This is a genomic window from Cryobacterium sp. TMT1-2-2 (assembly GCF_004403505.1).
In the GTDB taxonomy this organism is placed as follows: domain Bacteria; phylum Actinomycetota; class Actinomycetes; order Actinomycetales; family Microbacteriaceae; genus Cryobacterium; species Cryobacterium flavum.
The window spans coordinates 121,543-147,899 of sequence record NZ_SOGS01000013.1; the positions used below are offsets into that span (position 1 = coordinate 121,543).

At 63.8% G+C, this 26,357-nt stretch carries 25 protein-coding genes and 1 tRNA gene; 12 read left to right on the forward strand and 14 right to left on the reverse strand.

Annotated elements, in window-relative coordinates:
- The first annotated feature begins 39 nt into the window (after window positions 1-39).
- Genes E3T35_RS08745 through E3T35_RS08760 form a run of 4 tightly spaced genes read left to right on the forward strand, consistent with a single transcriptional unit; the run spans window position 40 to window position 5,071 of the window.
- A complete protein-coding gene (locus tag E3T35_RS08745) occupies window positions 40-987 on the forward strand; it encodes an ABC transporter permease (protein WP_134378535.1) in 948 nt (315 codons plus the stop codon).
- Window positions 984-1,844, forward strand: a complete 861-nt coding sequence (locus E3T35_RS08750; protein ID WP_134378537.1) for an ABC transporter permease — start codon at window positions 984-986, stop codon at window positions 1,842-1,844. Before E3T35_RS08745 ends, E3T35_RS08750 begins: the two co-directional genes overlap by 4 nt.
- A complete protein-coding gene (locus tag E3T35_RS08755; RefSeq protein ID WP_134378539.1) occupies window positions 1,841-3,610 on the forward strand; it encodes an ABC transporter ATP-binding protein in 1,770 nt (589 codons plus the stop codon). The genes E3T35_RS08750 and E3T35_RS08755 overlap by 4 nt, the downstream gene beginning before the upstream one ends.
- A 27-nt stretch (window positions 3,611-3,637) precedes the next feature.
- A complete protein-coding gene (locus E3T35_RS08760; RefSeq protein ID WP_134378541.1) occupies window positions 3,638-5,071 on the forward strand; it encodes an amidase in 1,434 nt (477 codons plus the stop codon).
- A gap of 38 nt (window positions 5,072-5,109) precedes the next feature.
- Here E3T35_RS08760 and E3T35_RS08765 read toward each other — a convergent pair whose 3' ends face one another.
- The 8 genes from E3T35_RS08765 to E3T35_RS08800 all read right to left on the reverse strand — a co-directional run bounded on the left by E3T35_RS08765 (window position 5,110) and on the right by E3T35_RS08800 (window position 12,959).
- Entirely contained in the window at window positions 5,110-5,898 is a 789-nt protein-coding gene (locus tag E3T35_RS08765; RefSeq protein ID WP_134344245.1) for an IclR family transcriptional regulator, read from the reverse strand.
- Between the two features lie 122 nt (window positions 5,899-6,020).
- On the reverse strand, window positions 6,021-6,482 hold the full coding sequence (locus E3T35_RS08770) for an RbsD/FucU family protein (RefSeq protein ID WP_134344244.1): 462 nt from the start codon (window positions 6,480-6,482) through the stop codon (window positions 6,021-6,023).
- Window positions 6,483-6,493: 11 nt separating this feature from the next.
- Window positions 6,494-7,252: an SDR family NAD(P)-dependent oxidoreductase gene (locus E3T35_RS08775; protein WP_134344242.1), complete on the reverse strand. Its 759-nt coding sequence runs from the start codon at window positions 7,250-7,252 to the stop codon at window positions 6,494-6,496.
- Between the two features lie 38 nt (window positions 7,253-7,290).
- A complete protein-coding gene (locus E3T35_RS08780) occupies window positions 7,291-8,223 on the reverse strand; it encodes a carbohydrate ABC transporter permease (protein ID WP_134378543.1) in 933 nt (310 codons plus the stop codon).
- Entirely contained in the window at window positions 8,220-9,056 is an 837-nt protein-coding gene (locus E3T35_RS08785; protein WP_166789885.1) for a carbohydrate ABC transporter permease, read from the reverse strand. The genes E3T35_RS08780 and E3T35_RS08785 overlap by 4 nt, the downstream gene beginning before the upstream one ends.
- A gap of 125 nt (window positions 9,057-9,181) precedes the next feature.
- The gene (locus tag E3T35_RS08790; RefSeq protein ID WP_134344237.1) at window positions 9,182-10,471 is read right to left on the reverse strand and encodes an ABC transporter substrate-binding protein; all 1,290 of its coding nucleotides are present in this window, start codon (window positions 10,469-10,471) and stop codon (window positions 9,182-9,184) included.
- 245 nt (window positions 10,472-10,716) lie between these two features.
- Entirely contained in the window at window positions 10,717-11,490 is a 774-nt protein-coding gene (locus tag E3T35_RS08795; protein ID WP_134378547.1) for an SDR family NAD(P)-dependent oxidoreductase, read from the reverse strand.
- 20 nt (window positions 11,491-11,510) lie between these two features.
- The gene (locus E3T35_RS08800) at window positions 11,511-12,959 is read right to left on the reverse strand and encodes an aldehyde dehydrogenase family protein (protein ID WP_241987633.1); all 1,449 of its coding nucleotides are present in this window, start codon (window positions 12,957-12,959) and stop codon (window positions 11,511-11,513) included.
- Between the two features lie 135 nt (window positions 12,960-13,094).
- On the opposite strand from E3T35_RS08800, the gene E3T35_RS08805 reads away from it, so the two are divergent.
- The 5 genes from E3T35_RS08805 (at window position 13,095) to E3T35_RS08825 (ending at window position 16,861) form a co-directional block, all read left to right on the forward strand.
- The gene (locus tag E3T35_RS08805) at window positions 13,095-14,225 is read left to right on the forward strand and encodes a 3-isopropylmalate dehydrogenase (protein ID WP_134378549.1); all 1,131 of its coding nucleotides are present in this window, start codon (window positions 13,095-13,097) and stop codon (window positions 14,223-14,225) included.
- Window positions 14,226-14,294: 69 nt separating this feature from the next.
- Window positions 14,295-14,367 (forward strand) — tRNA-Arg (locus tag E3T35_RS08810).
- Window positions 14,368-14,568: 201 nt separating this feature from the next.
- Window positions 14,569-15,312 carry a tyrosine-type recombinase/integrase gene (locus E3T35_RS08815; RefSeq protein WP_241988781.1) on the forward strand — a complete coding sequence of 248 codons (744 nt, stop codon included), beginning with the start codon at window positions 14,569-14,571 and terminating at the stop codon, window positions 15,310-15,312.
- Window positions 15,313-15,532: 220 nt separating this feature from the next.
- Window positions 15,533-15,811, forward strand: coding sequence for a putative quinol monooxygenase (locus tag E3T35_RS08820; protein ID WP_134378553.1), 279 nt, complete (start codon window positions 15,533-15,535; stop codon window positions 15,809-15,811).
- A 231-nt stretch (window positions 15,812-16,042) separates the two neighbouring features.
- The gene (locus E3T35_RS08825; protein WP_134378555.1) at window positions 16,043-16,861 is read left to right on the forward strand and encodes a LysM domain-containing protein; all 819 of its coding nucleotides are present in this window, start codon (window positions 16,043-16,045) and stop codon (window positions 16,859-16,861) included.
- 420 nt (window positions 16,862-17,281) lie between these two features.
- Here E3T35_RS08825 and katG read toward each other — a convergent pair whose 3' ends face one another.
- The 4 genes from katG to E3T35_RS08845 form a co-directional block, all read right to left on the reverse strand.
- The gene (gene katG / locus E3T35_RS08830; RefSeq protein ID WP_134378557.1) at window positions 17,282-19,594 is read right to left on the reverse strand and encodes a catalase/peroxidase HPI; all 2,313 of its coding nucleotides are present in this window, start codon (window positions 19,592-19,594) and stop codon (window positions 17,282-17,284) included.
- Between the two features lie 526 nt (window positions 19,595-20,120).
- The gene (locus E3T35_RS08835; RefSeq protein WP_134378559.1) at window positions 20,121-20,960 is read right to left on the reverse strand and encodes an aminoglycoside phosphotransferase family protein; all 840 of its coding nucleotides are present in this window, start codon (window positions 20,958-20,960) and stop codon (window positions 20,121-20,123) included.
- A 752-nt stretch (window positions 20,961-21,712) separates the two neighbouring features.
- Complete coding sequence (locus E3T35_RS08840) at window positions 21,713-21,937, reverse strand: hypothetical protein (protein ID WP_134344225.1); 225 nt, start codon at window positions 21,935-21,937, stop codon at window positions 21,713-21,715.
- Window positions 21,938-22,706: 769 nt separating this feature from the next.
- The gene (locus E3T35_RS08845) at window positions 22,707-23,114 is read right to left on the reverse strand and encodes an SRPBCC family protein (protein WP_134378561.1); all 408 of its coding nucleotides are present in this window, start codon (window positions 23,112-23,114) and stop codon (window positions 22,707-22,709) included.
- 369 nt (window positions 23,115-23,483) lie between these two features.
- Here E3T35_RS08845 and E3T35_RS08850 point away from each other — a divergent pair, with 369 nt between their 5' ends.
- Window positions 23,484-23,912: an RES family NAD+ phosphorylase gene (locus tag E3T35_RS08850; RefSeq protein ID WP_198421015.1), complete on the forward strand. Its 429-nt coding sequence runs from the start codon at window positions 23,484-23,486 to the stop codon at window positions 23,910-23,912.
- 312 nt (window positions 23,913-24,224) lie between these two features.
- Here E3T35_RS08850 and E3T35_RS08855 read toward each other — a convergent pair whose 3' ends face one another.
- Complete coding sequence (locus tag E3T35_RS08855; RefSeq protein ID WP_134344221.1) at window positions 24,225-24,617, reverse strand: VOC family protein; 393 nt, start codon at window positions 24,615-24,617, stop codon at window positions 24,225-24,227.
- A 126-nt stretch (window positions 24,618-24,743) separates the two neighbouring features.
- On the opposite strand from E3T35_RS08855, the gene E3T35_RS19245 reads away from it, so the two are divergent.
- Complete coding sequence (locus E3T35_RS19245) at window positions 24,744-24,902, forward strand: hypothetical protein (protein WP_166789886.1); 159 nt, start codon at window positions 24,744-24,746, stop codon at window positions 24,900-24,902.
- 216 nt (window positions 24,903-25,118) lie between these two features.
- Window positions 25,119-25,625, forward strand: a complete 507-nt coding sequence (locus E3T35_RS08860; protein WP_134378563.1) for a GNAT family N-acetyltransferase — start codon at window positions 25,119-25,121, stop codon at window positions 25,623-25,625.
- A 120-nt stretch (window positions 25,626-25,745) separates the two neighbouring features.
- On the opposite strand, the gene E3T35_RS08865 is transcribed toward E3T35_RS08860, so the two are convergent.
- The gene (locus E3T35_RS08865; RefSeq protein WP_134378565.1) at window positions 25,746-26,210 is read right to left on the reverse strand and encodes a 2'-5' RNA ligase family protein; all 465 of its coding nucleotides are present in this window, start codon (window positions 26,208-26,210) and stop codon (window positions 25,746-25,748) included.
- Window positions 26,211-26,357: the final 147 nt, after the last annotated feature.

The following is a 26,357-nucleotide window of genomic DNA, read 5'->3' on the forward strand; positions in this document are numbered from 1 at the left end:
CGTACGGTTGGTGTTCCAAGAAACAGTCAGAGGAAAGTTATGGTTCTTGTGGTTCTGCGCCGCATCAGCGTGTTCGCCACCACGGTCGTCGTGGCCTCAATCGTGACGTTCCTGATGCTGTCAATTCTGCCCGGCAACGCCGCACGCATCGCCCTGGGCGTGCAGGCGAGTGAAGCGGATGTCGCAGCGCAAGCCACACTCATGGGTCTCGACCGCCCCGCGATCGTGCGCTACCTGGACTGGTTCGGGCACGTGCTCATCGGCGACTTCGGCACCTCCACTGTGTCGCGTCAGCCGATCGGGCCCGAAATAACGGATGCCCTCGGCATCACCGTGATCCTGGTGCTGACCAGCGTCGTGCTCGCCCTGCTGTTTGCTATTCCGTTCGGAATCCTGACCGCAGTCAGGCAGCGAAAGCCCGACGGAGCGATCCTCTCCGGCATCAGCCAGATCGGCGTTGCCGTGCCCGGTTTTCTGGCCGGGATGCTGCTCGTCACCGTCTTCGCCGTGACGCTCCGCTGGTTACCGGCGGGCGGCTGGGTCGACCCCGGCGAGGACGTCGGCGGATTTCTCGAGCACCTGATCCTCCCCGCGATCGCCCTCGGCAGCGTGCAGGGCGCCGTGCTCAGCCGCTACGTGCGCTCATCCGTTTTGGAGGTCATGCGGGAAGACTTCATCCGCACCGCCAGGGCCAAAGGCCTCGGCGCGGGGCGGGCACTGTTTCGGCACGGGCTGCGGAACGCCGCCGTTCCGGTGATGACCGTGCTCGGCCTGCAGATCGCCACCCTTTTGGTCGGCGCCGTCGTGATCGAGCGGGTGTTCAGCATTCCCGGCCTCGGCAGCCTGCTGCTCGACAAGGTCGCCCTGCGCGACCTACCCGCCGTGCAGGGCATCGTGCTCGTACTGGTCGTGTTCGTGCTGGCGCTGAACTTTCTGGTCGACCTCGCCTTCACGGTGATCGATCCCCGACTCCGGAGCGCCACATGACCGCCATCAAGCCAGGGACGCCGACGCGACGTGCTGCCGGTCACAGCGGCCGAGCCACGCTCTGGGCCGGACTCGTGCTCATCGGCCTCGTCGTGCTGGCCGCCGTCGTCTCGGCTTTCTGGACCCCGTTCGACCCGGAAGGCGTCTTCTCCGATTCCATCCTGCGCCCGCCCGGCGCCGAACATCTGCTGGGCACCGACAGTTTCGGGCGAGACGTCTTCAGCTCCATTCTGCGCGGCGCACAGATCTCACTGCTCGTGGGCACCGTGGCGGTCGGGATCGCGGCCGTGCTCGGCGTGCCGTTCGGCATCGTGGCCGGCATGAATCCCGGCCGACTCGACCAGTTCATGATGCGCGGCAACGACATCTCGCTCGCCTTCCCGGCCCTGCTGCTCGCAATCATCTTCGGTGCCATCTTCGGCGCCGGCACCGTCACGGCCATGGTGGCCCTCGGCATCGGCACGGCACCGGCGTTCGCCCTGATCGCCCGCAGCGGCACCATGCAGATCATGAGCCGCGAATACGTGCAGGCCGCCCGCGCCTCGGGCAAGAGCGGCCTTTTCATCGGCATGCGGCACATTCTGCCCAATATCAGCGGCATGCTCATCGTGCAGGCGTCGGTCTCCTTCGGCATCGCCGTTCTCGCCGAAGCCGCCCTCTCCTATTTGGGGCTCGGCACGCCGCCGCCGACCCCGTCGTGGGGCCGCATGCTGCAGGATGCCCAGGGTTATCTGTTCATTGAACCGCTGCTCATCGTCTGGCCGGGAATCGCCATCGCCATCGCGGTGCTCGGCTTCAACCTGCTCGGGGATGGCCTCCGCGATCGCTTCGACCCCAGAATGCAGGTGAATCGATGACCGTGCCTACCCTCAGCGTGAGCGGCCTGAAGGTTGCTTCGCCATTCGCCGAGCTGCTGCACGGCGTCAGCTTCGATATCTCCGCCGGCGAACGGGTCGGCCTGATCGGGGAATCTGGGTCGGGAAAGTCGCTCACCGCGACCTCCGTTATGGGGCTGCTGCCGGAAACCCTCACGGCCACCGGCACGATCCGGCTGAACGGGGTCGACGCCGACCTGCTCACCGCGCCCGAACGCCGCCTGAACCAATTGCGCGGCACCACCATGGCCATGGTTTTTCAGGAACCGATGACCGCCCTGAACCCGCTCATGCGGGTTGGCGCCCAGGTTGCCGAGATTATGACGGTGCACCATACCGAAACCGGGCGGCGCCAGGCTCGGCAGCGGGCCGTTGAGCTTCTGGCCCTGGTCAAACTACCCAACCCTGCCGAGGCGGCACTCGCCTTTCCGCACCAGCTCTCCGGCGGGCAACGCCAACGGGTGATGCTGGCGATGGCCATGGCCAACGACCCGCTTTTGTTGCTCTGCGACGAACCGACCACGGCCCTCGACGTCACGGTGCAGGCCGAGGTTCTGAAGCTCATCGGCAACCTCGTCACCGAGCGCGGCACCGCGCTGCTGCTGATCACCCACGACATCGCCGTGGTCGCCGAAGTCTGCCAGCGGGTGCTCGTGATGTACCGGGGCGAGATCGTCGAAGACGGGCCGGTGGGGCGTGTGTTGACCGCGCCGCAGCATCCGTACACACAGAAACTGATCGCGGCCTCCGACCTCTCCTCGGTCGACGATCGCGGCCGCCTGCACACCATGTCGATGCCGGTCGTCGGCAGGCCACCCGCGGCAGTATCCGCGCCCCGCCAGATTCACACGGATGCCGCCGCCGCGGTAATCCGGCCGCCGCACCGCGCCGCCCACCAGCGCCTCGAGCCGGGCGGCCCGCCGGTGATCTTCAACGAGGTGACCGGTGCGTCCGCCATCTCGGTGCGCGACCTCAGCCGGCAGTACCGACGACGCGGCGGCGGACTGTTCGCACCGGCACCCATCGTGCATGGTCTGCGCGACGTGTCCTTCGACGTGGTCGAGGGTCAGCGGTTCGGCATCGTGGGGGAGTCCGGCTCCGGCAAATCCACCCTCATGCGCATCCTCTGCGCCCTCGACCAACCGACGACCGGCACGGTCGACGTGCTCGGGCAACCCATCGCGGGCGCCTCCGAACGGCACCTGCGCGACTTTCGCAGCCAGGTGCAGATCGTGTTCCAGGACCCGATGGGGTCCCTCGATCCGCGCATGAAGGTGCGTGACATCGTCGCCGAACCCCTGCGCAATGTCAATCGGGCCGAGGCCCTCGCCCGGGTCGAAGCCCAGCTCAATGCGGTCGGGCTCGACGCCGACGTGATGCACCGGCATCCGCACCAGTTCTCCGGCGGCCAGCGGCAACGCATCTCCATTGCACGGGCCCTCATCACCAGGCCCCGGGTTTTGGTGGCCGACGAGGCGGTCAGCGCCCTCGACGTGTCGGTGCGCGCCCAGGTACTGAACCTGCTCGCCGACCTGGTCGACGAATATCAGCTCACTCTCGTGTTCGTCTCGCACGACCTCGGCGTCATCCGCCACCTCTGCGACACCGTAGCTGTCATCTCCGACGGACGCATCGTCGAATGCGGGCCCACCGCCGATGTCTACGACGTTCCGCTGCACCCGTACACGCGCCAACTGGTCAGCGCTACGCCGTCCATGGACGAGCTGGCCCGCCGCGTCGCCCCCTGAAGCCGCACCTGACCCATTGGAGATGCCATGATCGAGACCGCGCCCATCGAATGCCTGCCGGCGACCGAGCTCGTAGCGCGCTACCGCAGCGGCGACCTCTCCCCGGTGGAGGTGACGCTTGCGGTACTTGACAAAGCCGAGCGACTGCAGCCCGAGTTGAACTGCTTTTGGGGCCTCGATCGGATCGGAGCGCTCGATGCGGCCGCGGCCAGCGAACGGCGGTGGGCGGCGGGGCATCCGCTCGGCACCATCGACGGGGTGCCGACCAGTATCAAGGAGAACGTGGCTGTGCGCGGCTTCAGCCGTCCGTCCGGCACCGCCGCCAAGTTCGATGCCGCGATCGCGACCGAAGACGGGCCGAGCGCCGCGCGCATCCGCGAGGCGGGCGGAGTCATCTTCGGCGTCACGGTCATGCCCGACTACGGCATGCTCTCCTCCGGCGTGTCGAGCCTGCACGGAATCACCCGCAGCCCCTGGAACCCGGCCTGGACCGTCGGCGGATCGAGCGCTGGCGCGGGCGCTGCTGCCGCCGCCGGAATCGGTCCGCTACACACCGGCTCCGACATCGGCGGCTCCCTGCGACTGCCGGCCACCTGGCTGGGGCTCGTGACCCTGAAACCGAGTTTCGGCCGTATCGCTGTTGACCCGCCGTACATGGGCCGGGTGGCCGGGCCGCTGACCAGAACAGTGGATGACGCCGCCCTGCTCATGGGCGTGCTCACCAAGTCAGACCCGCGCGACTACACCAGTCTCGGCCAGCAGAACCTGGACTGGACCGACGTGCACTGCGGCGGTGACGGGGTCGCGGGACTGCGGGTCGGGTACCACCTGGCCGGCGGAGCGGGTATGGCGACCGACCCGGAAGTGGCGGCATCCGTTTTGCAGGCGGTGGAACGCTTCGCAGCGGCCGGCGCGATCGTGGAGGAGATCGCCCCGCCGATGACCGAGAAGTACCTCGCCGACCTCGACCTGTTTCTGCGGGTGCGTTCCCTCGCCGACTATGAGGTGCTCCAACCGGCCCGGCAGGCGATGGTTCTCGACTTCATTCGGGACTGGGTGCTGGGTGGCGCTGGCGTGTCGGGCACCGAGGTGGTGCGGTGTTACCAGAGCATTCAGGACCTGCGCGCGGCGACCGTCGCGGCCACGGCGCCGTATGACGTCGTGCTGTCGCCGGTGTCACCGGTCGCCGCGTTTCCGGCGGAGTGGCCAATGCCGACCAATGATGCGGCCACCTCGCTCGACCACATCGCGTTTACCGCGCCGTACAACTTCTCGGAGCAGCCGGCCAGCTCGGTGAACTGCGGGTTCACGGCCGACGGTCGTCCGATCGGGCTGCACATTGCCGGGCGCCGGTTCGAAGATCTGGCGGTTCTGCGGGCCACCCACTGGTACGAGCAGGCGCGTCCGGCGGCGGCCAAACCGGTCTGGCCGTTTCATACCGTGGGTCAGCTGGCGCGCTAAGCGTTCGGCGGGCCTCGAGCAGCCCCCGCCCACGTGGACTACTCGTCGGTCAGGGGCTCGTCGCTGGCCTCGTGGTTCCCACCGGGCGGGCGCCACCCGAGTTCCATGGAGATTGTTGTTGTTGTCGCCAGTAGTTCTGGCAGCAGCTCTCTGAGCTGAGTCAGATCCGCCTTGTTCTTGAACGCCGTGACGGAAATGCCTCCAACGACGGCGTTCGCGTGGTCCCAGACCGGCGCTGCGATGCAATTGGTGAAGGATTCAAACTCGCCGTCGTCCGTTGCCCAACCCTGCTCCCGCACGGTTGCCAATAGAGCCAGGAAATCCTTCTTGGCGGTGATGGTGGTCGGGGTGAACTTCTCAAAGGTCGCTTGAGCGATGATTGCGTCACGCCGTTCGGGCGGGAGATTGGCCAGTGTTGCCTTACTCACGCCTGCGGTGTGAATGACGACGAAATCGCCAATCCGCGTGTTGAGACTGATGGCCTGCGCCGGTTCGATCTTGTCGACGTAGATGATGTGGTCGCCTTGCGGGACGGCGAATTGGATGGTGTGACCGAGCCGATCGCCCAGTGCAACAATGTGCGGATGAACGACGCTGCGCAGATCGAATTGGTCGAGGGCACGTTGTGCGAGTCCTGCCAATCGAAAGCCCACGCCGTACCGCCCGAGTTCATCACGGCGCACGAAACCGCCCGCGGTCAGGGTTTGCACTAAACGCAGCGCCGTGGTGCGATGAACACCCATTTCCGCAGCGACCTCTTTGAGTTCACGTGGGCGCACGCTGCAGAATTCGAGAATTTCGATAGCGCGCCTGACTGTTTGGCTCATCCGTCCATCTCCCGATTCAACTCCGCCGACAGCCCGGAACACTGATGGCTATTGCCTTCACCGGGCGTGCCCGGTGCGGGTACGACGATCGTGTCGCTCCATCTCATGTTACCGATTCACCGTCACCGCGTCGGTGCCCCTGTTTCGGGCCGCCACCGGGGAGTCGATCCCAGTACGCCCACCGTCAGGAGCACGTTCGCGAACCGTCGGACGTCGCCGGTGACGATGCACAGGGCCAGGTCGGGTGATCGCGCAACAGTGTAGAACGCGAAGCGATCCACGAAATCGGCGGTGACCATCCCCGCGATGGTTTCGACGACCTCGTCCTGGACCTGGCTCGGAATGGCGTCGGGCGCCGGACGAATCATGGTGATTTTCTCCACCGGGATCGACTCTAGAATCAGGCATAGGACATCGGGAACGGTGGGCACTCCCGCCTCCAGATTGAGGTGGACCGTCTTGGCGTTGGGACCGACGGCCGTGCGCGCCGGATAATGCCCGTCCGTGATCAGCACGGTTGATCCGTGGCCTGCTCCAGCCAGCGCGCCAAGAATCTGTGGATGAATAAGTCGCGACGTGATCATCAGGCCGTCGCCTAGGCGAAGTACGCTCCGCCGTTGATGTTCACGGTCGTGCCAGTCACGAACGCCGACAGCTCAGACGCGAGCCAAAGAGCTGGACCAGCCACATCCGCTGGAATGCCGGCGCGCTGCAGCGGAATTGTGCTGAGGGTGACCCGTTTCGATTCCGCGGTCGTGAACGTGTCGTGGAAGGGGGTCGCCTCGATGAAGCCGGGGGCCAGTGCGTTGACAGTGATGTTCCGTGGCGCCACTTCCTTGGCTAATCCGCGGGTGAATCCGAACATGGCTGCCTTGGACGCTGCATAAGCCGTTGCGCCGCTGTGTGCACCGTTGATTCCGGCGAGAGAGGCGACGTTGATGATGCGTCCGCCATCTCGGATGAACGGCATCGCGTAGTGGGTGGCCAGAAATGTGCTGTCGAGGTTGGTTGCCATGACCGTTCGCCACAGTTCGAAGCTCATCTCGCCAATGCTGGAACGCTGGACGAGACCGCCGACATTATTCACGAGAATATCGAGGCCACCCAGATCGCGATTAATTAAACCGAGTGCTGCCTGCACCGCGCTTTCATCGGTTGCCTCGAGGCCGACGGCCACGAGCGGCGAGCCGGTCGCTGCCTCGATCCGGTTGACGAAATCATCGTCTGGCGCGTGCGTACGGTATGTTACGGCGATTCGGGCACCGGAATCGGCAAACTGTAGGGCGATCTCTCGACCGATTCCGACACCCCCACCGGTGATCAGGGCGGTCTTGTTTTCGAGAAGCTGCGTCATAGTGTTCCTTTTGTCTGTTGGTTGGAAAATGTGGGTGGCTATTTCATGCCGCTCATCGCGACGCCCTTGACGAGGTACCGCTGCAGGGTGATGAACAGAATGATCGTCGGAATCATGCTGATCATGGTCGCGGCGTTGATCAGGTTCCACTGGTTGAACTCGCCCCCGGCAAAGTTGACGAGTCCAACAGTGACGGTATACATCGACTCGTTCTGGGCCACGAGCATCGGCCAGAGAAAGGTGTTCCAGGTGAACATGAACTTGATGATGATGAACACCACGATTGCTGGCGCCACCATCGGTGTGATGATCCGGATCAGAATTCGTAGGTCGCTCGCACCGTCAACCCGTGCCGCCTCGACATAGCTGTAGGGAATACCCTCCATGAATTGGCGCAGAAGGTAGAGTCCGAGAACAGTGAACAGATCGGGAAAGGCCAACCCGACATAGGTGTTGGTCAGGCCTGCGCCGGAGATCATCAGGTACATCGGAATCACGAGTGCTTCCTGCGGAACCATGAACAGCGCGAGCACCACGAGAAACAGCGGTTCTTTGAATGGAAAGGTGAAGTAGGCGAAGGCATATGCTCCGAGGAGCGCGATAACCAAGCTCGTGACGATTCCGATCCCGGTGACCACGAACGAGTTGACGATGTATCGACCGAAGTCGTATTGCGCGAAGAGCTGCACGTAATTGCTGAAATTGAAGAAGTTGTCCGGCAGCCACTTCACCGGGAGCTGAAGGATCTCCTCGGGAGCCTTGAGCGATGACAGGGCCACCCAGGCCAGAGGCAGGAGCATGATGAGGCTGCCGAGGAGCAGGGCCACAAAGAGCCCGACTTGTTTGATGGATCCGGTGGTGCGGCGCCGAGGCCGACGGCGAGCCGTGACGGCGCGCTGGTCTGTGCCGGCACCAGTGCTGCGCCGTTCTGTGGTCGGAGAAGCGGATGCGGGATCGGTCTGGGTGGTCACTCTGAGATGTCCTTCGTGAAGACCTTGCGGATGATGCCGGTGACGAGCACGAGGAAGACGAACAGCGCGACAACGTAGACGGCCGACTCACCCCAACGATCGAGACGAAAGGCGAGCTCGTAAATTTCCATCACCATGGACCGGCTGGAGCCGACCGGCCCACCGCTCGTCGCTACGAAAGGAAGTTCGAACAGCTTTAACGCATTCATCACCTCAACGCTCGCGACCAGGACCAGCTGCCGGTTGAGCAGTGGCAGGGTCACGGACCACAGCAATCTGATGGGTCCCGCGCCATCCAGGCGGGCTGCTTCGTAGTACGAACGATCAATCGCGTTCAACCCGGCAAGCAGAATGATGACGTTGAATCCAAGCCGTGCCCACACATACATGACGGCGAGGGAGGGGATAGATTGGGCTTCTGACGTGAGCCATTCCTGCCCGGAAATACCCAGACCGCCCAGGATGTCGTTTGCCAGGCCGTAGGCGGGATTGAAGATCCACAGCCAGACGAAGGCGACGGCGGTGAGGGAGGCGACGACCGGAGCAAAGTAGAGCGCGCGCACCAGGCTTGCTCCCCTCGTGATCGTCAGGGCGTTGAAACCCAACGCGACGACGAGCGAGAGGACTATTCCGATCGGTACCGTCAGAAATGTGAAGTAGACGGTGTTCCCGGCTGCGTTGAGAAAACGATCACTCGTGAGGACGGACGTGTAATTGTCCAGCCAGATGAAATCGCGCCGGCCGATAACCGACCAGTCGTAGAAGCTGATCAAAATGTTGTAACCGAGCGGGATGATGAACAACAAGACGACGAAGAAGAGAGTCGGCGCCAAGAAGACATAGGCACGGATAGTACTTCGACGTGACTTGGCTGATCTTGACTTCACCGCTGGACGGGTCGAAGGCGGTGCCACGGAGGGTTCTGTCGTGGGGGAGATCGTCGTGACCACGACGCACCCTACCGCTCGCCGCGTTCCAGAAGTGAATCCACCTCGGCTACGGCACCGTCGAGGCTCTCTCGCACGTCGGCCCCCTGCAGAGCGGCTTCGATGGCGGCTCCGATCGTCACGGCGATCTGGTTTGTGTACGGGGCATCGTAGGTCGGGCCGGCGCCCTCACTGATCTGTCTTTCGACCGCATTGAAATCACTGCGCTCCGTCACCCACGGGTCGGAGAAATTTTCAGTCCACACCGGCATGTAGCCCTCGAGTTGGGCGAGCTCCAGGTCGAGCTCCGGATCGGAGACTGTGCGCATCCAGTCCCAGGCGATGTCTTTGTTGGGGCTGTTATCGTTGACCATCCAGGCCCAGTTGAAGAGCAGGCTCACCTGCGGGTAGCCTGCTTCACCATCCGGATAGGGAACGACGGCAAAGTTCACCTGCGGCGCATTTTGTTCCAGCCAGCCCTCGTACCACCCTTCGCGAAAGGTCATGGACGAGAGCCCCTGGGCGAAGGTGTCGTCCGGCACGCCGAGTTCAAGGCTGGACACCTGATCCTTCTCAACGAGGTCTTGCATGTACTGGATTCCGGCGACGGTCTCATCGCTGTTGAGGAAGCCTTCTGCGGTTGACTGGTCCTCGGCATAGAGGCGGCCTCCAAAAGCGTGAATGTACGGGAGGGCTTTGTCAACGATTCCGGTCGGGTTGCCCGAATAACGCAGCGCCATGCCGTTGCGTGTGACCTTGTCGCCGTCCCGGATGGCCAGCGCCTGCGCATACTCGCGCAGTTCCTCAAAAGTCTGGGGCGGATCGGCCGGGTCCAGCCCTACCTCGACGAACTGGTTCTGGTTGTAGTAGAGCTGCATGCCCAAGTCGGTGCTGACTGGGTAGCCGTGCCAGGCTCCGTCGATCTGAAAGTTCTTGCTCGTGACGGGAGTGAGCTTGTCGTCCCACAGCGTTTGAAGGTCGTCGGGGGCTTCGGCGGCGATGCCCAGGGCGCCGCCGTAGTACGACACTTGCCCCATGAAAATATCGGGTGCGTCCCGTCCGCTGGCAAAGCCAGCGTTATACCGGGCCTCGTACTGTCCGTAGGGGATATCGACGTACTCGACGGTCACGTTCGGGTACTTCTTCTCAAAGTCGGCGACGTTGTCCTGGTAAAAGGACGTCGTCTTGCGCCACTGGTCCTGAGGGTTCCATACCCGAATCGTGGCCTCCCGCTCTGCATCGGCCGGCGCGGGAGTGCACGCCGTCATCGACACCGCGATAAGCGCCGTGGCCACTGCTGTCGCTATCCGCTTGTTCCGCATAAGTCCTCCTTGACTTATTCAGGAGTGAGCGTTCGTCGCACACCCTGTGCAACATTCGCACATGTAAGAAAAATAGTGGATGTGCTGGCGCCTGTCAATAGAGGGACGCGAAGTCACGAATGCCTCAACGCCGCTGTGGCGAGGCTTTCGGCGCGAACAATCCCCCTGTGCCGGCCGCAGTGCGGCACAGCCCTCCTCCACGGGCGCACTGATTCGGGTGGCCGTGCGTCAGCCGCCCCGAGCGGCTAGCTGTTCGGCGGGTCGAAGCGGCCGTCGACCGCGGTCCAGCCGCCGTCGACGGTGAGCACCGACCCGGTGACAAACCGCGACGCGTCCGAGGCGAGGTAGACCACGGCACCGGCGAGCTCGCTCGGGGTCGACCAGCGGCCGAGAGCGCTCTTGGCGGCGTAGGCGTTGTACCAGTCGGGATTGTTCTTGATCTGCGCCGTCAGCGGGGTTTCCACGACGCCGGGGGAGATTGCGTTGACTCGAACACCGGCCGGCCCGTATTCGGCGGCCGCCGTGCGCAACAGCTGCACCAGCCCGGCCTTGGTCGCGGCGTAGACGCCCTGGCCGGGCTCAACCGTGACCGCCCGAATGGAGGCGAAGCCAATGATGCTGCCGCCGTTGTTAGCGGCCATGGCCGGCGCAAAGGCCTGAATGAGCACGAAAGCGGCCCGCAGGTTGAGATTCACCACGCGGTCGAATTCGTCGAGGGTGTAGTCCGCGATGCGTTTGCGCACGTTGGTCGCGGCCGTGAAGACGAGTGCGGCGAGATCCGGCAGGTCGCCGGCAACGGCCCGCACGGCCGCCTGGTCGAGCACGTCAACCTGCAGCGAGGTCGCTCCGGCACCGAGCCCGGAAGCGGTGGCCGCCGCGCTGGCCGCATCGCGGTCGGCACAGATGACCGTGGCTCCGTGGGCGTGCAGGGCGCGGGCGCTCTCCCGGCCGATGCCGCTGCCGGCCCCGATCACGAGAACGCGGCGACCGGAAAACTGGAACAGTTGGGTGTAGTCCACGGTATTTCTTTCTGAATGGGTTACGGGCGGATCATGGCCATGCGGGTCACGGTGAACTCCTCGATGGCAAACCGGGGACCTTCCCGGCCCGTGCCGGAATCCTTCACGCCGCCGTAGGGCATGATGTCGGAGCGAAATCCGGGGATCTCGTTGACTACGACGCCGCCGACATCGAGCTCATTGATGGCGCGAAACGCTCGCTGCAGTGAACTCGTGTAGATCGCGGCCTGCAGGCCGTAACGCGAGCGGTTGACCAGCTCGATCGCCGACCCGAGGTCGGAGACGCGCTGCAGAATGACGACCGGTCCAAAGATTTCCTCGCACCAGGCCTGGGCCTCCGGCGGAACGTCGGCCAGCACGGTCGGCGCAATGCTGCGCTCGACCAGATGGCCGCCGGCCAGAACCCGGGCCCCACCGGCCCGGGCGGCGGCGATCCAGGCCAGAATGCGCCGGGTGGCGGCCTCGTTGATGACCGGCGCCACCCGCGTGCTGTCATCGCGCGGGTCGCCGACGCTCACCTCGGGGAGGCGGGCCAGCAGCATCCGCTCGAATTCGTCGGCGATCGCATCGTGCACGAGAATGCGCTGCACCGAGATGCAGGCCTGGCCGTTGGCGTAGAAGCCGCCGCGAATCACCGCGTCGACGGCTTTCTCGACGTCGGCGTCGCTCGCGACGATCAGGGCGGTATTGGCGCCCAGCTCCAACACGACCTTTCGTGGTGCAGCCGAGCGCGCGATCTGGTGCCCGACGGCGGCGGAACCGGTGAAGGAGACCACCGCCACCCGGGGGTCACGCACGAGCGCGTCACCGACGTCGATGCCCCCGGTGACGAGCTGAACGGCAGCGGGCGACACCCCGTGTTCGCGCAGCACGCCGCGAATCAGATCGACCGCCCACAGCGTAGACAGCGGAGTGTTCGGCGCCGGCTTGATGATGATCGGGCAGCCGGCCGCGATCGCGGGGGCCAGCTTGTGGCTGGCCAGCAGTAGTGGATAGTTGAAACCGGTGATGCCCACGACGATGCCAGCGGGCCGGCGCGTCCAGTATCCGATCATGCCCACACCGCTCGGCTGCAGGTCGAGGGGCACGGTTTCACCGTGCTGGTGGGCGACTTCCTCGGCACTGGCCGACCAAGTGGTGAGGGCGCGGGCCACCTCCGTGCGGCAGTCCACGAGCGGTTTCCCGGTCTCCAGTACGAGCAGCTGCTCGAACTGTGCCGTCTGCTCGGCGAGGGCGTCGTGAATGCCGACCAGCAGGGTACGACGGATGCCCGTGCTCAGCCCGGCCAGTTCCGCGCGTACCGAGGCGGCGGCATCCACTGCAAGCGAGGCTTGCGCCACGGTGCCGACCGGCGACTGCGCCACCGGGGAACCGTCGAACGGGAACACGATTTCCGCCTGCTCGGGGCAGTCCAGCCAGCGCTCGCCGATGGGGAGCCCGGCCGGGTAGGGAATCGAGAACAAAGTCACGGGACCGCTTTCTGTCATTCACAGGGGGAAGTGCTGGTCTTTCTACTGGTCTGACCAGTAACCTAACTAGAGTATCGAGCGCCGATCCTCAGGTCAATGACCTGCCGCGGCACTCATTTATCCAGGAGGAGAAGGATGATCAGCACAGCTAGAGTCCATCGGCTGGCCGTGATTCGTGGTGACGGCATCGGGCCCGAAGTCATCGACGCCTCCCTCGATGTGCTCGCGGCAGCGGAGTCGATGTTCGGTTTCAGCACGGAAGTCACCGAGATCTCAGCTGGCGCCCGGCATTACCTGGCGACCGGCGAACTCTGGACTCCGGCCTTGCAGGCGCAGCTGCGCAGCCACGACGCCATTCTGTTCGGCGCGATGGGCGACCCCGCCGTCGCGCCCGGCATTCTGGAACGCGGTTTCATCCTCGAGATGCGCCGCACCTTTCAGCAGGCCGTGAATCTGCGCCCGATCAAGCTCTATCCCGGTGTGGCCACGCCCATCGCCGGCCTCACCCCGGAGCGCTGCGACCTCGTGATCGTGCGCGAGAACACCGAGGGCTCCTACGTGGGGCGCGGGTCGACGGTGCACGCGGGAACTCCGAACGCCGTCGCCGTGCAGGAATCCGTCAATACCCGCATGGGCGTTGAACGTGTGGTCGAGTTCGCATTTCGTCTGGCCGAGCGGCGGGGTGGCACACTGACCCTGTGCCACAAGAAGAACATTCTGGTCGAGGCCGGCACCCTCTGGCAGTCGACAGTCGACGAGCTGAGTGCGCGTTTTCCCACCGTTCCCGTGGACTACGTGCACGTCGACGCCTTCTGCTTCTACCTGCCGACGGCCCCGGAACGCTTCAACGTGGTCGTGACCGACAATTTATTTGGGGACATTATCACCGACCTGGGCGCGGCCATCCAGGGCGGCTTGGGAGTCGCCGCGAGCGCGAATCTAAACCTCGATGGCTCTGGCCCGAGCATGTTCGAGGCGATTCACGGCTCCGCGCCCGACATCGCCGGCCGAGGCTGGGCGAACCCGGTGGGGGCGATACTCTCGACCGCGATGTGCCTTGCCCACCTCGGCGAGGGCGACGCTGCGCGGGCCATCGAGGCCGCCGCCGTGCACGTTCTGGCCCAGCTGCCGGCGACCGCCGGGCCGGGTATGGGCTTTTCGACCGCCGAACTGGGCCGGGAGATCGCGTCACTCCTGCAGAGCGGCGCGCCCGTTTCCGCCGTTCCGGGCTATTCCGTCATGGACGACCTGGCCGCCCTGCGCTGAGCTGAGCGGATGCGTTGAGCGTTGCGTTGACCTGACCACGTCCGGTGGCCTGTAACCTTGTACAGTCCCGCCCCCGTAGCTCAGTGGATAGAGCACCGGCCTTCTAATCCGATTGTCGTAGGTTCGATTCCTACCGGGGGCACCGAAAACATCGTCTGACCAAGGTTTCTTGTCCTCACTGAAGGGGCAAGACTTGATTCACTCAACGTTTATTCAACGTTTATTCCGCGGCGCCCGCCCCCTGTGGGTTCTCGGAAAGAAGGTACGCGACCCAGTTCGATTCACCTGGTGTGACCTTGGGCACCTACGGGTTATGGATGCTACAAATCTCTCGGGGCTCGGTTTGGAGCCCGTACTCACGACGAGCGAGCTCGCCAAGTATCTCGGTCTGCACGTGCAGGCGATTTACGACCTGCGTACCGATGGCCGCGGCCCATCCGGCATTCGCGTCGGACGGGAGATTCGCTACCGCGTCTCCGATGTTCTTCGGTGGCTGGACGGTCTTCACGTGCCCGTACCGTCCATGGGCGGCCGCGGGGGGCGAGCGCTGATCGAGGTGATGCTCGGCACGGCGACGCGCATCGGGGAGACGCTGGCGCTTCGAAAGTGCGACACAGATATGACCGCCGACCCGCCTTGGGTGCACATCCGCGGAACGCTCGTCGTGCAAAGTGGCGCCGGCGTGATTCGTCCGGCGCATCCCAAAACGCATGAGTCGAACCGGGTCGTCGCCGTGCCGCAATTCGCGGCAGAGGTAATACGACGACGTATAAGACTGATCGAGGCGGAGGACGGGGAACATCTGCTGTTCTTCACGCGGAACGGCAAGCCACTCGCGCCGCACAACGTCCGGCGCACATTCCGCGAGATTCTCCGGAACGCTGGCCTCGAAGGCATGGGGATCACCCCCCACGCCTTCCGCCGAACGGGGGCGACGCTGCTCGCCAACGAACTGGGTTTGCAGGCGGCGGCCGATGTGCTCGGACACACCTCGACGTCGACGACAAAGGCGCACTACGCGGAGCCTGACCGCGCCGTAAAATCCGAGCCGGCGACGGTGCTGCAGCGGCTCGCTCCGCCTTCGTAAAGAATCCCTTGATCCTCTAAACGCCAACGTCGAACGTTTCGTCCTCCGGGAGATTGAAACGACTCTCCTGTGGTGGGAGCCTGGCTGCGATCACACGAAATCGGCGTGAACTCCTGGGCGGTCACAAGAGAACGCTCTACGGGCCAGCGGAGGTGGCCGGAGATCCGATCCGATACCCGTCGCGGCATTGGTTGGCCTTTGGCGCTGCGAGAATGGCGCTATGGAAAGTGTGCGATTGACTGGTCAACTCTTGTGCGACAACCTCGGCGAAGCTGCGATCGTTGTGCAGTACCTTCCCGTCCACTTGGGGCTGACCCGCGCCGAAAACGGATGCATTTCGTTTAACGTGACGCCCACCCACGATCCGGTCGTCTGGCAGGTCGATGAGCGCTTTCGGGATACCGCCTCGTTCCACACTCACCAACAACGAGTCTCATCCAGTGAATGGGGTCGGGCGACCTCCGGTATTGAGCGTCGCTACACCATCACAGGGATTTAGCTAAAGACAGTTGGGGCACGGACCGGCGCCTCTGCGGGATGTGCTTGTGTTTTTTGTTGAAGAGAGGCGGCGTTCTTTCACCGCAGATGGCCTTACCGCCATCCCGCAAAGGGAACCGCTTACGGGACGGTTCATAGCGATCGGGGCGTCGAGCTACTTCGTTGGTCGAGGCCGCGGCTGGACCGGCGATGGGGCCGACTGCCATACTGGGTTCGGTGGGGAGGGGACCTGATGCCACGACTGACGACATCCGTTCTGGGGAGCATCACTTTGGTGCTCGGGCTGGTGGCATGCTCGCCCCCGACGACCGAGACTCCACCGGTTGACACCGCTGTCCATAGTGTTGCGCCGGCCCCGTCCGACGACACAGCCGACGTCGTCATCCCCGACGTCGTCATCCCCGACGGTGTCATCGGCACGGCCGAGCTCACGTCGGCCTCGGGGGATAACACCATCTCCGGAACCGTCGTGGTCACTGCGGGAGGCGGCGGGTTCGACGTTGCGCTGAAGGACTTCAACTCGGACGTTCCCGGAGGCGTGCAACTGTTCTTCAGTCCCTGGTCGGACACCACGACCTGCCTGGCCGACATGTACAACTTCTCGTTCGGCAACCTCTCCACGGACGCCGATCAGCCCGGGCTGAGCCTGGGCGACAGGGACTTCTCCCGGGGCGACCCCAGCTACTACCTGACCGCCGTCATCACCGCGAGCACCCCGGCCACGACCGATCCTGACGGCTGCGTGCTCACTCCCCGGGCGGTTGGCACGATCACCTGGGACATACCGGACACCCGCCCCGGGCTACTCGCCGTCGATACAGGCGCTCGGTTCGGCGCTGGCGGCGCCACCGCAACAGCCGGTGGTTCTCCCACCTCCTATCGCGCGGTCGCCGGCGACACGCTCAACGACATCGCCGACCGCTTCGGTATCACGCTCGACGACCTCGGCTTCCTCAACCCCCTCACCAGCCGCCAGCTCCAGGCCGGCGACGAGCTGAACCTCCGGGAGGCGCTGCGCGGCGGCGCCTCGGTCCCGCCGCCCTCGGGCTAAACGCCGATCCAAGGCATACACCGCGGTCGTCCCTTATGACGAACCTCTACCGGTCACGCGCATTCCTCAGCGGGACATGACCCCGGAAGGCTCAGGCCTTACGAGCCGGCACAGAGAACATCAGCGGCACCCTCCCGCGACCCGAGGCCAAAGCAAATCCGGCCGGCGTCTCTACGAGTGGGGGCAACGGCTTCCAGGGCATAGCGGCCCGTCCACCCTCGCAGGCCATCGAGGTGCGAGTGTGGTCGACCACGTGCTGCCCGCGGAGGTTCCTTGGCCGTCCCCAGCCTGATCAATCCGTGCAACGTTCAGCTCGCGGCCTCAAGCGTCGTTCGGTCAAGGCCTCGACGGCTTGGAGGCTCAGTGCGTGACCGCGCCGTGCCTCCACGCCGTCAGCTCGCCGGGACGCGACCTCCGGGGTCAGGCGGCCATCGCCCCGTAACGCTTGTGGCCCTTGACGTCGTAGCGGTCGAGCATCATGACCTTCGACCAGACGCGGATGAATTCGCGGACGAACCGCTCTTGCCCGTCGCTGCCCGCGTAGGCGTCGGCGATCGACCGCAGTTGCGCGTTCGAGCCGAATACCAGGTCATTCCGGGAGGCCCTCCAGCGAGCCTCGCCGGTCGCCTGAACCCGACCAGTGAAGGTCATCGCGGTCTCGTCGTCCTTCGTCCAGATGAGGTCGGTGTCGGTCAGATTCACGAGGAAGTCGGTCGTCAGGGCTCCGACGTGATCCGTGAGCACACCCACGTCGGACCCGTCCCAGTTGCTGCCGAGCACGCGGAGCCCGGCGTGCAGCACGGTCCACTCCGGTGCGGTGAGAGTGAACAGGTTCGCCTTGTCGAGGAATGCCGCCTCGGGCGCGACGCCCGGAGCAAACTCTTCGAAGCGCTCGGACACGAAGTTGCGGAACCCGTCCGCAATGGGTCGCAGCCACTCAAACATCTCGATGTCGGTCAACTCCTGCGTCGTGTCGACACGGCCTGGCGTAAACGGCACGCTGGCGTCAGATCTCGCCGCCCGTGCCGCCTGCTCCACGGCCGCGCTGCCGGCGAGGACGATGAGGTCGGCGAGAGATATTTTCCGTCCGCCCGAAGTCGCCGTGAAAGCCGCCTGCACGTTCCGCAGCGCGTCGATGACTGGGACGGTGCGTCGGTTGACCGCCCAGTCTTTCTGCGGCGACAAGGCCAGGCGGGCACCGTTCGCCCCTCCGCGCTTGTCGCTGTCGCGGTAGGTCGAGGCGGCGGAGAACGCCGTGTAAACGAGGTCGGACACGGACAGCCCGGTCGCGAGGACGGCTTCCTTGAGCGCTGCCACGTCGGCCTCGTCGAGTGAGTATCCTGCTGCGTCCGGGAGCGGGTCCTGCCAGAGCAGGTCGTCGGCGATGGTGACCTCCGGGCCGAGGTACCGGTGCTTCGGCCCCATGTCGCGGTGCGTGAGCTTGTACCAGGCCTTCGAGAACGCGAGGGTGAACAGATCGAAGTCGGCCAGGAAACGCTCGCATATGGCCCGATACTCCGGGTCGACCTTGAGTGCGATGTCCGAGGTCATCATCATGAGCGGGTTCATCTGACCGGGTACGTGGGCGTCCGGAGTCTTCGGCGCCTCCGAGTCAGTCGGTGTCCACTGCAGCGCGCCGGCCGGGCTTTTCGTCTGCTCGTAGTCGTACGCGAACAGGTTCTCGAGGTAGGCGTTGTCCCACTGTGTCGGGTTCGGAGTCCAGCTGCCCTCGATGCCGTTGGTCGAAGTGTGCTCGGCACTGCCGGTACCCACCGGGTTGTGCCAACCGAGCCCCATCGACTCGATCGGGGCTTTCTCGGGTGATGGTCCGATGTCGGATGCGGGTACCTGGCCGTGGCTCTTACCGAACGCGTGGCCACCGGCGATCAATGCCACCGTTTCCTCGTCGTTCATCGCCATCCGCGTGAACGTGATGCGAATGTCGCGTGCTGAGCCCAGCGGGTCGCCGTTCGAATAGGGCCCCTCAGGGTTGACGTAGATGAGCGCCTGGTGCGACGCGGCCAGGGGGCTCTGCAAGTCGTAGCCCGCGTCGCCGTTCTGACCATGCCAGCGTTCGTCGCGGCTCACCATCTCGTCAGGGCTCGCGACCGCGTGCGGGTTCCAGACCTCCGGGCCCCACCAGGTGCCGTCGTCCGGTTCCCACGCATCGAGTCGTCCACCACCGAAGCCGTACGTCGGCAGGCCCATCAACTCGAGGGAGCAGTTGCCGGTCAAGACCATCAGGTCGGCCCACGACAGAGCGTTGCCGTACTGGTGCTTGATCGGCTGTAGGAGTCGTCGTGATTTGTCGGTGTTGCCGTTGTCCCACCAGCTTCCGATTGGTGCGAACCGCTGCATCGCGGTGCCCGCTCCGCCACGGCCGTCGGCAATTCGGTACGTGCCGGCGGCATGCCACGCCATTCGGATCATCTGTGGACCGTAGTTGCCGTAGTCCGCCGGCCACCAGTCGACCGATGTGGTGAGCAGTCGCTTGATGTCCGACTTGAGCGTCGTGAGGTCGATCGTGGCGAAAGCCGCCGCGTAGTCGAAGTCCGCGCCGAGCGGGTCGGCGTCTACGCCGTTCCGGTGGAGAAGCTCAACCCGGAGACGCTGCGGGTACCAACTGTCCAGGGTCGGCGACTGACCGAAGGTGCCACCGAGGTGGTCGCCACCTGCTGGCAGCGCACCGCTCATGTGGAAACTGCATGTGTTGGTCTGGTCGTCAGTGCTCATTGATGCTCCCTGTGTGCTTTAGCTGGATGAGAAACGGTGTCGTCGGGGTCACAATTTAACGATTAGCCGCCGCATCGCAGCGGCGTCAATCTGTGGTGCAGCGATGCTTCGACGCTGCTGTGAGGCGGTGCGTCGCGGGCTGCCGACGTGACGGGAAGCCCGATAGAGAGATCGTATTCCCGCAAGGTGTGCGTGGCATGCCAAGAAAGTGACTGACTTCTAGACGGCGGTGGTGCGGTGGCCGAGCGCACGACGGCCAAACCAAATAAAGCCCTGCGCCGATTGCTGCGGTGCGGGCGGTGCGAAGCCCGGTGAAACCGACGCCGGAGGATGGGGCTGTCGAGAGCTTGATTTCCGCGAATCGTGTTCCCCTCGCGGTGACCTGGGAGCACCCCCGCCAGAGGCTCCTAGTGGGGAACGCTGAGCGGGCGGCAGCATCCCTCTCGCTACTGGGCTGGTGGTGCGCAAAGATCGTCACCAATCGTCGACAGCGCTCGGGGTCGGTAGTGAGGCCATTGTCCAGGACTCACAGCCAATAGTCCACGCTGCGGTACAACACCCATTTCCCTGCCCGTTCGCGGTCGAGTTGTGCCTCACGGGCGACGGTTTCGAAGTGGAACAGGATTTCATCATCATCGTTCATCTCGTCCAGCCGAGTCCACAGGATCCGGGCGAGGTCGTATTCGATGTCGCCCCGAAGAAGTACGGGGTCCACGGCCAGCCACGGCTCTCGTCTTCCGGCGAGGATCTGGTCGAAGTGGAGGTCCCCGTTCACAGCGTCATTGCGAGGGGTGGCTCTCAGATCCTGGGCGATTTTGAGCGTCTGGGCAAGGATCGTTCGGTCGAAGGGTTTGACGAGCCGTTCCCAGTCAGCCCCGAGCATCCCGGCGCGAGCTTCAACCACATCTGCGGTGGATGGCACGTCGGAATCGTTGGCGGGAACGGCCAGTCTCCGCATGAGACGTGCGATCACGGGCACCGCGTCTATCAAGGGGGCGCTTGCGAGAGTTTCCGTGGTCTCAAGTCGTTCCAGAAGCATTGCACCAGCATCGGAATCGTGCTCGAACAGCAGGACTGTTCCGCGTCCGTCCCCGAAGCGGAGCGCGTCGATCTCGAGCTGGAAACTGGAATGAGGCGGAGTCAGTCGCAAGGGGAGCAGGACCCCGTCACGAGTCACCGTCAGAGCGATCGCATTCGAGCCATGGAGCGCGCTGCCATCCGGCCGCAGACGCCAATCAGCGCACTTGTCTGCAATGCGGCCAGGGAGCGAATCAAGCCATTCCGTCCCGTCGCTCCACCAACGTGGCATCTCTCGAAAGGACTGAGGGATTTCGATCTCGTGTTCAGGCCGGGCCGAATCTCTCATCCCCCGAGCGTAATCAACCACACCTCGCCTCGGGCCGCACGTCCAGCGGGTCCCTAGAGTGAGGAAACACGGTCCCTTTCCGGAGCGCGACACGTGTTGGACCATCTGTGTGCAGCGCCCGCAAGCCGAACCCCCTACGGGACGGCGCACTCGCTTCCCGTTATTGCTATCGTGATGACCCCGCCGCCTGGGTCGGATACACGCCCAGCGACACCAGGTTCGTGGTGCCGTTGGACATGCTCAGCTCCATCCAGGGGTAGTGCACTTCTGGGATGATACCCATTCGGACGGCGGCGCCGTCCCCGGGCGCGCTTCGCATCCATCGCCTCGGGGCTGCGCCCGCGGAGCTTGCCGGTGCTCGGCGGTATCGGATCGTATGGTTCTGATACCACTGATTCAATCTCGAGAAACGAATCGGTGCCCCACTAATTGGTAGCCAAGCGATCCGGGCTCCGACATGTCCCACGCGGCTTCCTGAAGTAACACAGAGAAGAGCGAGAAGGCTCTCCTTCGAAGAGAACCTGGACTAGGATCGTCAGCCGCCGATTCAAGTAGCACTTCGTAGTACGACTGAAACTCGCGTTGAGTGATCAGAACATTCGCAGCAGGGCCGGGTTCTGCTGCCTCCACCATGACAGTCTCTGCAGCCCCGTCAGTGCTGAAGATGGGCGGGTCGAACCCCTCGAGATACGCGAAGAGTTCATCGAGTAAGGCCGATGCTTCGTCGACTCGCTTAGACATAGTCCTCTACCTTAGGTGCGGCTGATGTAGGACGTCACGATCACCCAATCGCTCGTTCGCACAGATAAACGATTCTGGTAGGTCTTTTGCAGGGCGCCGTTGTTCCAGATCTGAATGGAGGCCGTGTAGAGATAGGTCTTGTTGGAGGATTGCTTGGTTGCGCTCGACGGGGATCCGAAGCCACCCCGTCGGCCGTTCGTGAGGTGGCGGATGTCCTCGGACTGTTCCGCCGGCACCGTGAAGAAGTACTACGCCCGGTCCGGGTACACCTGCAGCTCGGCGGTGAAGGTCAGACCGGATTCCGGCCGGGGCGTCGTCCCCATCGGGGTCTCCATTCTGTGCGGGGCCGGGTCTACACCGGCAGCTCGGTGGTGGGCGCATGGGGCGCCGACGGAATGATGCCGAGCGGGATGACGAACCATCATCGAAGGTCGCGTAAACCGCAGCCGCGAACGACTGCAAATGGAATCGCTGCGGCAAAAGAGACCACTCCGACCAAGCGGAAGACCGGATCTCCTGCGAACAAACCGAGAGCCAATCCCGAAAGCCACAGGGCGGCCGCGATCGCGGGAAAGAGTCCGGATTGCTGGCGTCTGCTCACACGGTCGACAGTGGCGCTTCACGACGTCTTGTCCAGAGACTGCCCCGCAAGAGGGACCTCCAACGCGACGAATTCGCGGCCTCTCCACTCGATCGCCAAGGGCGCCGATGCTGTGTCACATGGGAACCGTCACCGGGACGCTGGGTGCCGGATCGGCGGGTGCGCGACTAGATGCGGTCGTGAAGTGGCTATTTGCCTGAGTCAGAGATCGCCGCAAAACTCCCTTGTCGCCTCAATAGGGTGCAGCTCGGAACTGGCGGCGAGCAAATCACCAACCGTGAGTTGGCTAAGAGCGTTGGCTCCGCCCACCAATCACCAACGAGCCCGATAAGCATTCGGCCCCACCGTTACGGCGATCGGCCCTCGAATTCGGTTTCGCGTGCTCGAATCCTGAGGGTGGTGCGCTACTCTCCGTATTCTGAGCGGCGCTGCAGTCGATCGAGTCTCAATCCTGGGACACTTTGAAAAGCGCCGGCAAGAACGCGAGAGACGGCTCCACGGTGAGTGATGATATGGGTGCCCTCAGTCATTTGCTCAGTGACCGGCACGAGTTTCCACGTTCCCGTTTCATGGGCTTGAAATCCGTCGAGACGCCAGATGATTTGGCCGCGGGAGACCTCGTCGTAGGTAATCGTGGGGGAACCAGGCAGTTTGGCTCGTATCGAGTATTCCTTCTCAGCGACCGCAGTTGGATCGTCTGTTGTGACAGAGAGGATCGCGGGATTCCACTCCGGTAGTCGCCGAATATCGGCGAGAATGTTCGCAATCGTTGTGCTTGTTGCTTTGATCATGCGAATACCTGTGTATTCCATGGTCGCTCCGTATTCTTGCCTGAAAAGCAGGTGCTGTAAGAAAGGATGCGCGCGCTCCCCAGCCACAGCCTATGTGCCCAGCACACCGGGTCGCTCACGCCCGTCTTGGCCCATTCACTTGCAGAGAGCACCGCCCGCAAGCCGGACGACCAGCGCGACAGAGACGAGGCCAAACCACTCGGCGGCGGACCGCGCCGATGCCGTGTCACTGGGGAACGGTCAACGGGACGGTCCATGGCGATCTGTGCGTCGGGTAGCGTCGGAAGGGACCGGTCGGGACGTTCTGGGGAGTGATTAGTGTCGGGTGAACCCTTGGTGGAACAGGTGGGTGATGTCTGGTCCTGCGTATCCGGATCGTTCTATCGCGCCGTGAACCCTGCGTATCAAGACGCAGCGCTTCTTGGTTCGCGTCTGGCCGGCAGGTACTCGGAACCGAATCAACGGACTCTGTACCTGAGCTCATCTCCTGAGGGAGTCGACGCGGCAATGATCGCCCATGCTCAGGGTCGTGTCGACGAGCTCGTCTTGCTCAAATTTCACGTGGAGGCCCATAACATTGTCGATCTCCGAGACCCGGCCGTACTCCTGGTGGCCGGTGTCAAACTTGCAGACGCAGTCGCGCCTTGGCAGGACATTGTGAAAAACGGCGGCGAGCCCGCGTCGTGGAAGGTTCGCCGACGGCTAGAGGGTCTCGGAGCGAATGGCCTCATCGATCCTTCTCGCAAGCGCCCTGGCCGTTGGCATCTCACGCTATTCAGGTGGAATTCTGCGGATGCCCCACGCGTGGCTCTCGACTGACCTCCCGAGTTCCACCTCGACGCCGAGCGTTAGGGGAACGTCCACCAAGACACCCGAGCCTGCGATCACTGACGCTGGTCCTGTTCCCAAAACATATCCGCTAGAGGAAAATGACTCTGTCAAGCTGATGCAGCAACCGTGTGACACGATCGGTCAAAGGGACTCTATGCCATGATCTGCGCGGCCGATAGCGTTGTCCGGTCCGGCTGATCGGCCGTCCAGCGACAGAGTCGCTGGTTTCACTCGTGCGTGCCCTTGGTTGAGCGTCCGGTCCTATCCCCGCACGCTCAACCAAGGCGGTGCTGCTCCTTCTCAGGCCGGCGGCGCAAAGAACTCTAGCGGCAGCCCGTCGGGATCGCGGAAGGACAGGCCTGACCCGTATCCGGCGTCCTTGATCGTGTCGTGGCTGACGCCGAGCTGGTCCAGGCGTTTCTCCCAAAGCTCCAGCTCGGACCGGTCCGCGACGCCGAATGCGACGTGATCCAAGCCCGCACGGCGCTCGCTGAACGGCGTCGTCACGTCCGAGTCGGGGAACTGGTGCAGACCGACGAGGGTGCCGCTCACCATCCAGACGACGTGGCGGAAGGGCCCGGTGTCCTCATCGAGCACTGGCTGGTCCGCGAACAACTCCGTGTACCAGGGGACGCTCACCTCAAGGTCTCGTACCGTGAGCGCCACATGGGCGATGGGTGGGAAAATCGTCATCGATGGTTCCTCCTGGATTCCAATAAGCACGATCGTTCGTGCGTACATCAACCCTACGATCGTTCGTCTCGCAACCGTCGAGGGGATCGGCGGGCTCTCGATCGCGAGACTGGTCGACGCCGTGGGATGAGCAAGAGCGTCCTGTTCGGCCACTTCGGCTCAAAGGAGGAGCTGCAGCTCGCGACCGTCGAGGAGGCGGACGCACTTTTCGCCACCCAGGTGATCGAGCCAGCGACGACCGCGTCCACGGCCCACGAGCGGCTGCACCTGCTGGTAGATCCGTAAGCGCGCCAAGCTCCCCGCATCGAAGCGCTTGGTTGATTCGTGCCCACTGTCTTCTCGGACTCTTCACGCCAGCGGCCTGCCCCCGTTGATGTGGATCCTCATGGAAGCGCTTCTTCGGAGGGAAAACCAATGGCGTGCAGGGTCCTGATCGTATTACAACGGCCCCACGCCCGTTCCGCAAGCCGAACCCTCTGCGGGCGTGGATAGGCTGATGCGATGCTATTCCGGACCGAACACCTATCGGTGCGACAGTTTCGCCACGACGACCTCAACGACTTCTCAGCCCTCTGCGCGGACCCGAACGTGATGCGATTTGTCGGGGACGGGACCGTCCTCAGCCGCCCCGAAGTATCGCAGTGGATCGAAATCTGCGAGCGAAAGTACGTCGATCGCGGTTACGGCACCTCGGCCGTCTTCGACGCGCGATCTGGCGAGTTCGTAGGCTACTGTGGCGTGATTCGAGCGTCGGATCGAGACTTCGATGAACTCACATATATCTTTCATCAGAAGGCTTGGGGCAACGGTTATGCAACGGAAGTCGGGATCGGCATGCTCGACCACGTGTTTCGCATCTCGTCGCTGGGCTCGATCTCGGCGACGATCGAGCCGGAGAACGAGGTCTCCAAGCGCGTTGCAGCGAAGTTGGGGATGATTGAGCTGCCATTCGATACCGAAGACGTGAGTCATTGGAAGATTACACGCGAGCAGAACTGCGCTCGATAGCTCTATTGAGTCCCCTGGCGGGCGACCCTGTTCACGGTGTCGGTCGACCAAGCCCTATCGGAGCAGTTCTCGCGTCAAGCAAAGTCCGAGCTCGGAAGCGAGAAAGTTATCCATCGACCCTTATCCGAGAAGCCTAAAGTTGGCACGGATAATCGGTTGGGTCAGCATCTCAACGATTGCTAACTCCTGCAAGATGAACACCTCACCGGACCGGACAGCTCTTTCATTGTTGCCGGTGATGTGTGGCCGATAGCCTTCGCCACTGTATTGCGGCTCCTTCGCTACCCAGCCGAGCGGCATCAAGGCCTCGGTCAGCCGCGAGTGTGCCTCCAAGAGTGATGCGATTGGACGAATCAGGCCAACAGCTATTTCCCCGTTTGCGCCGAATCCTCCCTGCCCCGTGACCTCGGCGAGTAAGGGCTCCGTTGACTCCGACACCGCTGCCACAACCTGCCAGAGCGCCGCCAGGTCAATATTCACGAGGAACGGCGGTAGGACAGTCAAGTGAAGCGGAAACCGCGACACCGGGAAGCTATCGCCCACAGTGAGTGATTCCAAGGGAGCAACGATCACTAGATGGGTCATATCATCCACCGTAATGACTTATCGCCATCGCCCTGGACGCACGCAAGGGGGACGTCGACCACGACAGATCGGGGGCCAAACCATCTGGCGCCCGAGTGCGCCGACGTTGTGTCACAGGGGAACCTTGAGCGGACGTCAGAGTCCGGA